Here is a 10594-nt window from a genome sequence, read left to right on the forward strand (position 1 = left end):
TTGGGAAAAGGCAGGGGGAGCAGGGGAGGCAGGGGAGGCAGAGGGAGCAGGGGACAAGGGGACAAGGGGTGAGAACTTGCACAACTCTTTCCCCTTGTCCCTAATTCTCCTTGTCCTATTCCCCATTCCCCATTCCCCATTCCCTTCTTAAGATTTAGTAGCTGTCCAGTCTTTTTTCAGCAACGCCATAAAAGTAGCAATTCCTTTAGAAAATCCTAGTGGGTCGGGTAGAACATACTGTGGAAATTCCTCATACGGCCGCCACGGCTCTGACGAATTATGCCGCAGGTGCAAAACGCGATCGTCCCCTTCCAATTTCCAAAGCATTTGACCGCCAGTGGGAATTTCAGTCATTTGTTTCTCCTATGGTGCAAACAAAAATACTTAGTCACAGTTTGCTCTTTCCCAATTCTGCCAGTCTAAATATTAATTTATGTCAACATTGCTACAATTTTTCTAGACTTTTGTATTGAATTGCTGTAGGAGCATGGATAAATTATAGATATCCATTACCGAGTTAGGTACAACTCAAAGAAATACTTTTCTTCTCCACCTATCGGTGGAGTCAGTCCCAACTCTTGGAGACGCCACGCGAACGTGGAAGTCAAAATTAAGAACCCCATAAATGAATTTAGTTGTTCTGCATCCAAATTATTTTTTGGATAAAAGTCAACAGTAAATATTCTCCTCTGTCCCCTTGTCCCCTTCCCCCTGCTCCTCAAGAGATTAAATTTTCCATTGCCGCCCCCACCACCCGATGATCGGCATCCTGTCTCAGTTGCGCCAGGGCTTCTTTGGCTTCAGGAGTATTAAAGTGCTTCAGGGCATAAGCAACTCGTACCCGAATATATTCAAACTCAGAATTTTTCAGGTTCAAGAGTTGGGACAAAGCTACCTCAGACTGATGGGAAGTCGCCAATGACCCCAGCGCATCTACAGATACTTCCTGAACTACGGCATCGTCACCTTCTAGCCCCAGAATACAAACCTCTACGACTTCTTCAGGGCAATCCATTTCTACCAAGGCTGCCAAAATACTGCGACGTACCAACCAGTGATCGTCTCGTAAAAATGTCTGTACCAGATGAGAAGCAGAAATTCTACCAAATAAGGACAGGGAATTAGACGCTTCTGCTCGGACATTGGGGGTGTCATCAAATTTTATAATTTGCAACAGGGCAGCAAAGGATTCTGAGGTTCTTAGCTTACCCAACTCCCTAGCAACAAAGGTTCGCACCAGAAACTCTGGGTCTTGGATATGGCGGTTGAGTAAAGGAAAAGCGACATCAGCCGGATAATCTTGCAGGGCAGAGATAGCCTTCAGGCGGTATTGAAAATCCGAGTTTTGTAGATCGGTTTCGATTTGACTGAGATCCATAGAATTGACAATCTGAAATTAAGTTACAGTTTCAAACCCTTCTCAAAGCTCTTCAAAAATGGGAAAGCGTTCTCCTTTTAGGTAAGCGGCGAAGTGCTGCTTAAAGTACAGTGTACTAGTCATATTTGGTTCGTTACTCTGGTCAGGTGTAAATTCATATATCGGCACTTGTTCCCGAATCAGTTGAATCAGGTTGGGATGGAGTTGTTCAAAGGATTCAACCCGAGTCGTTGTTGTTTCAAATCGTAAGCGGGCTGGATGACCATAGCCCAGTTTCATCCAGGGTAACCAGGGACAGTCTCGCGCCCAAGTGGCTGGAGGAAGATCCTTCACCCCTGGCCGGGAAATGTGACTGGTGAAGTATTCTGTCCCATTAAAGGTTTCACGGGGACAATAATCTCGGTATTTGGGATCTGCTGCTAATGGATGAGGATAGGTCAAGGGAATTTCTACGACAGAGGTAACATAGTCTTGTCCTTTGGGAATCACCGTCATTTTCGGTCGAACAGCCCCCTGCACTATGCGATTGGCAATATGCACGATCGCTACAGCAGCACTGGTTGAATCGGGCTGCCATGTATGCAGGATTTTTTGGGTCTGCGGATCGCAAAATAGACCTAACTCCCGATTGATCCGATAACCTACTTCTTCAAACTCAGGATCGGGACGAATGAAAACCTTGGTTGCATTCATTCCAATAATCGAGAATAATTTCTCTCGTGGGCGTTCGCCTGTTTCTTGCCACCAGACTTCTCCTTCCCAGCGATAGTAAAGCTGCTGACTATGATGCTTTCTGTAGAAATCTAGATTATTAACTGTATAGTCTTCTGAATTGTTCATAGCTTACCTTTTGTTTCCTAACAATTTACCGCTATAGGATTACTATTTGATTTTTGAACAACACGTAGGGTGTGTTATGGCGAAGCCTAACGCACCATTTTCAAGGCTTTGGTGCGTTAGACTAAAGTCATAACGCACCCTACAAATACTTAATTTTTTCAGAAATCAAACCGGATTCCTATACAGTGTTACTAATAACCCTGCTGGAAATTTGAAAAAGAGCAGGAGTTCTACTTTTCAACCAGTCTATTAATGGTTTTGACCATGACTCAGCCACAATTGAGTGAAAAAGTTCGAGAACTGATTCAAAAAGCAAGGATTGTCAGTTTTGCTACTTGGCAAAATACCCATCCAGCAGAGGCTATTCAGCTATTTCAGGCGGCTGACGACCAAGGACGCTATCTTACTGATGAAGATTTGCAGCATATTCAGCGGCTTGTCTCAGTAAGCACAGCACTAGTTGCCGTAAGTCAAAAGCTACGCGATCGCGTCCACGAAATCGTAGATGAAGCCAGAAGCCAGGTATTGGCTACATTTCCCAACATTACCCAACCAGGTGGTGGACTCTACCCAGCAATGAGGGCAGATGCTTGCTGGCGTGATTTCTGGCACTTCCTACGCTGTATTACTTACGGCATCGCCGGACAACACACCGACTATACCAGCACCGAAGGATTGCACTATATGCAACTGTTGTATCAAGAATTGCAAGTACCTTTAGATGCAATGGTTGTAGGCTTAGAAGGTATTAAGAATGCCAGTTTAAAGCGAGTGGAACCCGAACAGCAAGCAATCGTTGCTCCCTACTTCGATCATCTGATTGAGGAATTAAAGCAATTTCGTTAATTGTTGCTGCGATCGCTTAGGGCATCAATATTTTCAAGCTACATAGTCAAAGAGCATAGTGGTCATGTAGCGTTCTGCCCACTCTTTACCAAAAGATTTCTCTAGAACTCGCCGAGTTTTATCGTTTTGTTGCTGCTTGGTACAGTAATTTCGTTGTCCTGCCAGAACCCTGGAGATGTCAAGATTTGATATCAGAGGTGTCTGTTGACTAGCAATCTGACAATGAATGGTTAAAAATTCCCGAACTCGATTGAGAAACCTATCTTCTTCTTGAGAGTCCCCAGGACGGACAAATAAACAAAATTCCGAAAAGATATCGCCCCACTCTGGTAAAGCTCGTGGTTGGGAAAACTCAAGCCCAGACAAAACAGACAATTGTTGAGAATAGCTTGGCGGTAGGGTGCGATCGCTACTGACTGGAGATAAATCAGCGATCGCCGCACTAATTCCTCCTCGTCCACCAACCAAATCTGTGCCAAAAATCGGCAAGGCATATTCGGGATTAGGGAACATTACACAGTGCAGAATATCTAATCCATTGCCAACCTGAGCCAATTCTAAATGCAGTTTGCGAAATTGCGGAGCTTGGTAGCAATGATTTTCAATGATCAGTCGTTCACCTTCCAAATGTCCCTCAACGTAACCTAAACCTTCTGGAACAGAGTAAGGGGAAATATCGAGGTACTGTTGCCAAATTTCTTCAATGGAATCCGCTAATCTGTGGATTAAGGGATGCTGACGGGTTCTTAACGACGTTTGCATAGAGTTCAACATACGCTTCTCTTTGAGAATAGAATTAATATTTACCTTGGCGTATAGTCTGTGCAAAATTTGTGTAGTCTTGAGGGATTGGGGAAGAAGCAGCGAAGTAGGGGGAGAGAAAGAAGTATATTCAGGGCTATTCAGGTAGTAAAAATTACTAAAACTTTCTCTTTGCTCCCTCTGCTCCCCCTGCTCACACGATGATCTCACTTTTTCGCGTTGCTCCCTCTGGCTGCTGCGATCGCTAGAGGAGTCCAACTACCGATGTTGGCGGTATCCACTTAAGCAGACAGTTCAATTAATGCTTTTACTGTATAAATATGCCTATTATGCTTTCTTGCAATGCAAAAGTAGTTGGCTGTGATTTTAGGGACTTATTGATCCCCCCTAACTCCCCTTAAAAAAGGGGGGAACCGGAATCAAAGTCCCCCTTTTTAAGGGGGATTTAGGGGGATCTAAAACGTTTTGTTACCGACCAAAGAACTTTTAAAACATCCTCTAACAAGGTAAGTACTTTGTTTAACAAGCCAAGCACTTTGTTTAACAAGGTAAAAACTTTGTTTAACAAGGTAAGAACTTTGGTTAACAAGCCAAGCACTTTGTTTAACAAGGTAAGAACTTTGGTTAACAAGCCAAGCACTTTGGTTAACAAGGTAAGTACTTTGGTTAACAAGCCAAGCACTTTGTTTAACAAGGTAAGTACTTTGGTTAACAAGCCAAGCACTTTGGTCAACAAAACAAGTTTTTATCGGTAATTACTTAACTAATCATTCAATTTATTTCCAAAAAGATACCTAATTTTGGCTATTTTCACTGAACCAATTCCTGGTCTTGTTGAGAGACGCTAGAAGTATAAAGTTAAGTAAAAGATGTGCATTGATGCCACGCAAAAAAAGAACTTCTTCCGTACTAGAAAAAACAGAACAGCAGACAATTGGATTCCAATCAATTGATCCGAGTCTCAATTTTGGTGATTCCATCAGTTTGCAGCATTTGGCTGAGTTAACTGGGGAACTACGCAACGAACTCAATCAATATAATAAGATGTTAAACACCCTTGACTCGGCAAAAGAAAAAATAGAAACTCTGGAAAAAAGCATTCGTGAAACCTCAGAACGCTTAGTTAGTGGTGTGGCAACGAAGTATGGCAAAGACAGCCGGGAATATGAACTAGCAGGTGCGGTACGGAAAAGCGATCGCGTTCGTAAAGCTATAATCACGCGGTTAAAATCAAACACAGATGCAAAAGCCTCTGCTATAAAGACGGCGTAACAGGCGAATCCTTGCTGTATGCAGATAAAAAAGAAAAAATTTGCTGATAATGCTTTCAAATGATAGGTAGAGCATGAAAACAAAAATAGAGACGCTGTATGCAACGTCTCTATAATAAAATTGTCTGTCATAGTTTCCAGATCGCCTCTAGCTAAGACTAATCTACTACGGTAGTCGAATAATGGGGATTTGATCTACCAGCCCTCAACACCTGTTCAGCCGTTAGTTTTAAATCTGGGAAAGTTTGAGAGACGATGGTCTGATTGCCTCGAAACTGTTGAATTTCATACTCCCCATTCACTAGCGTACAAATAGAGAGGGTGGGTTGTTTGGGCTTGCCAATGTGTCGAGTACCACCATTAGCTGCGTAGTCTGCAATCCAATATTCGGGAATGCCTAAAACCGCGTAGTCTTCAACCTTACGGGCATAATCATTTTGCCAGTTACTACTAACAACTTCCGCCACAAATTTAATCGAACTGCCCAGTGTTAGGATTGACTGGTCAGACCAAAGCGGTTCTTTGATCAGTTCATCTGGAGCAACAACTGCAACATCAAATCGAAATGCTGTCATACCAATGTTAGAAGGGCGCAATAGTCCTCGCTGAAGGACAAAGCAAGGTAAGCCTGCTCCGTCTATCTGGACACATATCTTTGTGGTAATGAAGGCTGCAACCTCTTCATGCAGACCTGTTGGTTCCAAGTCAAACACCTCTCCATCGATCAGTTCATAGCGGTTATTGCCACTATAACGGGCGAGAAACTCATCAAAGTTGAGTGGCTGCTGTTGTATTGGTTGGTTGATCGCAATAGTCAAAGGTCAACTTAGCCCAATCAATGCCTTCAGTTTACCAGATGGAATAGTAAGCAACCCAACGGCTAATATGGTTTAGTATATTTGCACAGGGGAAGTTGAGGCTAACGCAATCTGGCGTGAAAAAATCTAAACATCAACGACGATGCCTGCGGCGGGCTTCTCTACGAGACGCTACGCGAACGCCTACGCAGAAGCGTCTGATTCAAACTTTATTTAAAAACGCCCATGATGCGATCGCTCTGATTGACGACCGCTTATGTTTCGTAGATATGAATATTGCTGCTTGTGATTTACTCGGTTTATCACGTAAGCAACTCAAAGGGCAAGCTTTATCTAGTTTCATCACTGCGGAATTTACTCGCCAACCCAACTCTTTTAGTTTTCCACCGGGACAATCATTGATGGGGGAACTGTTAGTTTCATCTTCTGTCCAGAACCAGCAAGAGATGGAGTATACCTTAATACCTAACGTACTTCCCCACTGTCATCTGCTGCTATTACGAGACATTAGCCAGCGCCGGGAATCAATGCAGGCGGAATTACGACAGCAACAGCAACGGGTAGAACTGTTTTCGGAAGTGACGCTGAAAATTCGCCAGTCGTTACAGTTAAAGGAAATTCTGCATACCACCGTCACGGAAGTGCAACGGATTCTGCAAGCCGATCGCGTGTTAATTTATCAGGTATTGCCGGATGGTACAGGAAAAACCATCAGTGAAGCAGTTTTACCAGATTATCCCACACTGATGGATCTGGAATTTCCTGAAGAAGTTTTTCCCCAAGACTATCAACAACTGTATGCTCAAGGACGGGTGCGTGCGACCGCAGATGTCCACGATCCGGCGGCTGGCTTGGCAGATTGTTTGGTGGAATTTGTCGATCAATTCCAGATCAAAGCCAAATTAATTGTACCGATTGTGCAAAACCTCAATGCCCAGTATCAGAATCACCTTTGGGGTTTGTTAATCGCGCACCAATGCGACAGCGATCGCCATTGGGTAGATTTTGAGTTGGAATTGATGCAACAACTGGCCGATCAAATCAGTATTGCTTTATCTCAAGCCCAACTACTGGAACGCTTAGAAGAGGTTGTCGCAGATCGCACCGCAGAATTGCAAGAGGAAATTAATGTGCGGATGCAGGCAGAAGCCGCACTGCGACAGAGTGAGGAGCAATTGCGCTTAATTACTAATGCGCTGCCAGTACTAATCGCCTATGTGGATGATCAACAACAATATCGCTTTAATAATCAAGCATATCAGGATTGGTTGGGACAATTTCCTAAAGAAATTTATGGTTCCCATCTACAACAGGTTTGGGGAGAAGATTGTTACCAAAGAATGCAAGTTTATGTAAAAACAGCTTTATCTGGGCAAGCCGTCAACTATGAAAATGATATTCTTTTAAAAGATGGGACTTGGCGATCGGTTGATGTAACTTACATCCCTGATGTAGATGACCAGAACACGGTGAAGGGATTTTTCGCCTTGAGTAGTGATATTAGCGATCGCAAAGCCATTGAAAGAATGAAAGATGAATTCATTTCTGTAATTAGCCATGAATTGCGGACTCCCCTAACTTCGTTGCATAGTGCCCTGAAAATCTTAGCTACAGGGCGATTGGGCAATCTCTCCACCGAAGGACAACAAATGCTAGGAATTGCCGATGACAGCACTGAACGGTTAGTGCGTTTAGTCAACAACGTCCTCGATTTACAGCGAATTGAGTCTGGCAAAGTCATCATGGAGTGCCAAGCCTGTAATGCTGCTAATTTGATGATCCAAGCAGCAGAGGCAATGCAAGCAATGGCACAGCAGCATGAAATCACTCTGGTCAAACAACCACAAGATATCTCAGTGTGGGCAGATGCAGATTATATCTTGCAAGCTTTAACAAATTTAATTAGTAATGCCATCAAGTTTTCATCACCTGGGGGGACTGTTTGGCTAACCGTAGAACAAGAGCAAGGTTCCCCAAACCTCCCCAAAGAATTGGTATTTCGGGTGCGAGATGAAGGGCAAGGCATTCCTGCTGACCAACTCGAACGGATCTTTGAACGGTTTCAACAAGTAGATTCATCAGATTCCCGCAAAAAAGGTGGTACTGGTTTAGGGCTGACCATCTGTCGCAAAATTATTGAACAACACAACGGTAGAATTTGGGCTGAAAGTACTCCATCTGGAAGCACCTTTGCATTCACATTACCTACCCTTGAGTGCGTCAATATCTTATGAAGGGGGAGCTATGCTTATGAAGCGGATTTTAATTATTGATGACGAAGAAACCATTCAAACCGTTGTGCAATTTGGCATCAAAATGGCAGCAGGTTGGGAAGTTTTCACTGCTAGTTCTGGCTTTGAAGGCATCCAGACTGCCCAAATCAAAAAACCCGATGTGATTTTGCTGGATGTGATGATGCCAGACATGGATGGAATTGCTACCTTTAAGGAACTCCAGTCTTATTCTGAAACAGAACAAATACCAGTGATTCTTTTAACTGCTAAAGCACAAACAGCAGAAAAGCGTCAGTTTAATGATTTGGGAGTTAGTGGTGTCATTACAAAACCTTTTAACTCTCTGAATCTACCGGAGCAAATTAGTAGAATTCTCCATTGGTAGCCGCATCAATGAAAATCTTGCTTGTGGATGATGACGATTTATTAATTAAAGTCCTAACTAGAAATCTGGCAACCCATCACTATGTTGTAGATGTAGTCAAAGATGGGGAAATGGGTTGGACTTATAGCTCCACCTTTGAGTATGACTTGATTGTACTGGATATCATGCTGCCGAAGTTGGACGGCATTAGCTTATGCAAGCGTCTGCGGGCACAGGGATACACCGTCCCAATTCTGTTACTTACGGCTCAAGATAACATTACCGCCAAAGTGCAGGGATTAGATGCGGGTGCAGATGACTATGTTGTAAAACCTTTCGATACCATAGAACTGATTGCCAGGATTCGGGCATTGCTGAGGCGGGGAAGTAACAATCCTTTTCCTTTACTGACTTGGGGGGATTTGCTTCTTAACCCTAGTACTTGTGAAGTGACTTACAATAGTCGCCCCTTGAACTTGACAACGATGGAATATGATTTGCTAGAACTTTTGCTGCGGAACTGCCAACATGTGTTTAGCACTGAAGAACTTCTAGACAAATTATGGTCTTCAGAAGAATTTCCATCTGGGGCAACGGTACGTTCCCATATCCGTCGAGTGCGACACAAGTTAGTTGCAGTCGGTGCGCCCCATGATTTTATCGCTACCATGCATGGACGGGGTTACTACTTAAAAGCAGCAAGCACAGAAGAATCAACCACTCAATCAGCGATACCTGCTGTAAATAATGCTGCGGATGACTCTCAAATAGCTCTATCGTTGGGTGATTCGCCAAAGTATAGTCCTCCCGACGATTCCCAACAACAATACTTGGCTTTTCTCAACGAGACTTGGAAAACTACAAAACCGAAAAGCCTCGACGACTTAACAATTTTGTTACAAGCTGTCAGAGACTTACAAACAAATCAACTCAAACCCCAACAACAAGAACAGGCACAACAAGTTGCTCACAAACTAGCGGGGAATTTGGGAATCTTTGGGTTAAGCAAAACAATGCACACCGCACGGCAGTTAGAGTATTGGTTGGGTGGTCGAGAACCGCTACAACCAAAACACGCGCCGTTGGTGAAAACCTTGGTAATGGCTCTCCAGCAAGACATTGAGCAGACTACAGAGATTAAACTGTCTCAGGTTCCCAATGGGCACTCACCGCTTTTATTAATTGTGAGTTCAGATATCGAGTTTAACCACTCCTTAGAACCTGTGGCGGCAAGCCGGGGAATTCGCATTCAAATTGCGCCGATACTGGAAAATATGGCTAAAGCTTTGCTCACAAGAGATTCGGTTTTTGATAACTTAGACCAAAATCCTGATATCATACTTTTACATTTTCCCTCAATTACATCCGAACTCTATACTCACCAGGTAAGTAATTTTTGGGAAACATTGCAGATATTAGCACAGCGTTACCCTGACTTGCCAATTGTCGTAATTAGCGATCGCAATGAATTATGCGATCGCTTGGAGGCAATGCGGCGGGGCGGAAAACTGTTTTTGACAGCACCAATTCCTCCTGAGGAGGTGATTGACACAGCAGTAAACTTGTTGCGCGGGACTGAGATCACAAAGAAGGTGATGATTCTTGATGACGATCAAGACTGGTTGCAGACTCTTCCCACCCTGCTGAAACCTTGGGGATTTAAGGTCACAACCCTTGCCGATCCGCAACAATTTTGGACAGTACTAGAAGCTGTCACCCCCGATGCCCTAGTATTAGATGTCAATATGCCACAGATCAACGGATTTGAAGTTTGCCAGATTCTCCGCAGTGACCCTCATTGGCAGCGTTTGCCAGTTTTATTTCTGAGTGTGCTGACAGATTTAGCCAGTCAGAATCAAGCTTTTACTGTTGGTGCTGATGATTATCTGTGTAAGCCCGTTAAAGGAGTCGAACTAGCTAACCGAATTCTGCGACGGTTACAAAGAGTTAAGGCTTGGGCAAGTTGATCATAGGACAATACAGTTCAGTTAAGCTTTTTTATCTCCCCCTGCTCCCTCTGCTCCCCCTGCTCCCTCTGCTCCCCCTGCTCCCCCTGCTCCCCCTGCTCCCCCTGCTCCCCC

11 protein-coding genes are annotated in these 10594 nt (G+C 43.9%); 5 read left to right on the forward strand and 6 right to left on the reverse strand.

Going from position 1 to position 10594, the window contains the following annotated elements; translation table 11 throughout:
- Positions 1–147 precede the first annotated feature (147 nt).
- From VB740_RS19340 to VB740_RS19350, 3 genes are all read right to left on the reverse strand, one after another.
- Positions 148–354 (reverse strand): hypothetical protein, encoded by a 207-nt coding sequence (locus VB740_RS19340; RefSeq protein WP_323201561.1) that lies wholly within the window; start codon positions 352–354, stop codon positions 148–150.
- Between the two features lie 364 nt (positions 355–718).
- Positions 719–1378, reverse strand: a complete 660-nt coding sequence (locus tag VB740_RS19345; RefSeq protein WP_323201562.1) for a HEAT repeat domain-containing protein — start codon at positions 1376–1378, stop codon at positions 719–721.
- A 42-nt stretch (positions 1379–1420) separates the two neighbouring features.
- The gene (locus tag VB740_RS19350) at positions 1421–2218 is read right to left on the reverse strand and encodes a DUF1838 family protein (protein WP_323201563.1); all 798 of its coding nucleotides are present in this window, start codon (positions 2216–2218) and stop codon (positions 1421–1423) included.
- Between the two features lie 264 nt (positions 2219–2482).
- Between VB740_RS19350 and VB740_RS19355 the strand changes: the two genes are divergently transcribed.
- Entirely contained in the window at positions 2483–3064 is a 582-nt protein-coding gene (locus tag VB740_RS19355; protein WP_323201564.1) for a phycobilisome protein, read from the forward strand.
- 33 nt (positions 3065–3097) lie between these two features.
- Here VB740_RS19355 and VB740_RS19360 read toward each other — a convergent pair whose 3' ends face one another.
- Both VB740_RS19360 and VB740_RS19365 read right to left on the reverse strand, forming a co-directional pair.
- Complete coding sequence (locus tag VB740_RS19360) at positions 3098–3838, reverse strand: phycocyanobilin:ferredoxin oxidoreductase (RefSeq protein ID WP_323201565.1); 741 nt, start codon at positions 3836–3838, stop codon at positions 3098–3100.
- 433 nt (positions 3839–4271) lie between these two features.
- Positions 4272–4562: a hypothetical protein gene (locus VB740_RS19365; protein ID WP_323201566.1), complete on the reverse strand. Its 291-nt coding sequence runs from the start codon at positions 4560–4562 to the stop codon at positions 4272–4274.
- Between the two features lie 143 nt (positions 4563–4705).
- Here VB740_RS19365 and VB740_RS19370 point away from each other — a divergent pair, with 143 nt between their 5' ends.
- Entirely contained in the window at positions 4706–5098 is a 393-nt protein-coding gene (locus tag VB740_RS19370; protein WP_323201567.1) for a hypothetical protein, read from the forward strand.
- A gap of 157 nt (positions 5099–5255) precedes the next feature.
- Here VB740_RS19370 and VB740_RS19375 read toward each other — a convergent pair whose 3' ends face one another.
- Entirely contained in the window at positions 5256–5915 is a 660-nt protein-coding gene (locus VB740_RS19375) for a Uma2 family endonuclease (protein WP_323201568.1), read from the reverse strand.
- A 116-nt stretch (positions 5916–6031) separates the two neighbouring features.
- Between VB740_RS19375 and VB740_RS19380 the strand changes: the two genes are divergently transcribed.
- The 3 genes from VB740_RS19380 to VB740_RS19390 are packed head-to-tail and all read left to right on the forward strand — an operon-like array spanning position 6032 to position 10480.
- Positions 6032–8149, forward strand: coding sequence for an ATP-binding protein (locus tag VB740_RS19380; protein ID WP_323201569.1), 2118 nt, complete (start codon positions 6032–6034; stop codon positions 8147–8149).
- 10 nt (positions 8150–8159) lie between these two features.
- Entirely contained in the window at positions 8160–8534 is a 375-nt protein-coding gene (locus VB740_RS19385; RefSeq protein ID WP_323201570.1) for a response regulator, read from the forward strand.
- A gap of 8 nt (positions 8535–8542) precedes the next feature.
- On the forward strand, positions 8543–10480 hold the full coding sequence (locus VB740_RS19390) for a response regulator (RefSeq protein WP_323201571.1): 1938 nt from the start codon (positions 8543–8545) through the stop codon (positions 10478–10480).
- Positions 10481–10594 lie beyond the last annotated feature (114 nt).

Origin of the sequence: Nostoc sp. UHCC 0251, from assembly GCF_034932245.1 — a bacterium.
Lineage (GTDB): Bacteria > Cyanobacteriota > Cyanobacteriia > Cyanobacteriales > Nostocaceae > Nostoc.